2 protein-coding genes are annotated in these 1,004 nt (G+C 47.8%); one reads left to right on the top strand and one right to left on the bottom strand.

Annotation, left to right across the window (positions count from 1 at the left end):
* Positions 1–188 (bottom strand): hypothetical protein (locus tag QUA16_RS36810; protein WP_333109814.1); only part of this gene is annotated, 188 nt, incomplete at its 3' end.
* Positions 189–533: 345 nt separating this feature from the next.
* On the opposite strand from QUA16_RS36810, the gene QUA16_RS36805 reads away from it, so the two are divergent.
* The coding region (locus tag QUA16_RS36805) for a reverse transcriptase N-terminal domain-containing protein (protein WP_333109813.1) at positions 534–1,004 on the top strand (471 nt) is incomplete at its 3' end.

Below are 1,004 nucleotides of genomic sequence, written 5' to 3'. Positions count from 1 at the left end.
GTGCGATTCGTTGAAACGTAAATCACGGTGAAAGCCCGTACATAGCGTTTCCAGCCACAAGGCTGAACTCTCGGTCTGATAAGGGTGCAAGTCCCTTCTGCCAGACTCAGGTATGACTCCTTACCTGCCCACACCGACCGAGCTCGATTCTCGGAGAGTGAAGCTGGGAACAGGGCGCAATCAGACATCTAATGTGGGATGACACTGGCGCTAATGGGGGGTTCCAATGGTGAAAAAGAGCCTAGAAAAGTAACTTATCTAAGAGCGGGACACAGACCAAGATCCCGACTCCACTGGAGTTCATTCCCGTCGAATGATTGATAATATCGGCAAGAGTCCAGGGAATCCAGTAGTTAAATTGGCTCCACCTAAAGGAACAATCAATCTAACCGAGGGAACGAAGAAAAACGGACTAAGGGTCAAGGGGAAGTCGAACCCTTTGTAGGCTAGACGAGCAGCGGAACCCCCTTAGTTCGGGTAGGACAGACCGTAATTGGTCTGAGGTGTTCAGAGTACACAAACTAGAGAAGAGCATGATTAGACACAACAGCAATGTTAGTGAATCTTGGAAGACGTTACCTTGGAAGAAATTCCGACGGGACTTATTTCGCCTACAAAAGCGAGTGTATAAAGCGATTCAAGTTGGAGACAAGCGGAAAGCGAAGTCCCTTCAAAAGCTAATTCTGAAATCTCGGGCTGCAAGAATGTTGGCAATACGTCAAGTAACTCAACTAAATGCTGGCAAAAAGACTGCGGGAATCGATGGAAAAGCCTCACTCACATTTGAGGAAAGGTTTGCCTTGGGTGAAGAACTCAGAGCCAAGAGTAACAACTGGAAACACCAGAAGTTACGTTCAATACCAATCCCTAAAAAGGATGGGAGTACCCGCCTCCTTAAGATACCAACTATCGCCGATAGAGCGTGGCAATGCCTCGCAAAATACGCGCTAGAGCCAGCACACGAAGCAACTTTCCATGCTCAGAGTTATGGGTTCAGAACAGGA

It is taken from the genome of Microcoleus sp. S13_C3 (genome assembly GCF_036700905.1).
In the GTDB taxonomy this organism is placed as follows: domain Bacteria; phylum Cyanobacteriota; class Cyanobacteriia; order Cyanobacteriales; family Microcoleaceae; genus Microcoleus.
This window is presented reverse-complemented; position numbering and strand designations above follow the sequence as displayed.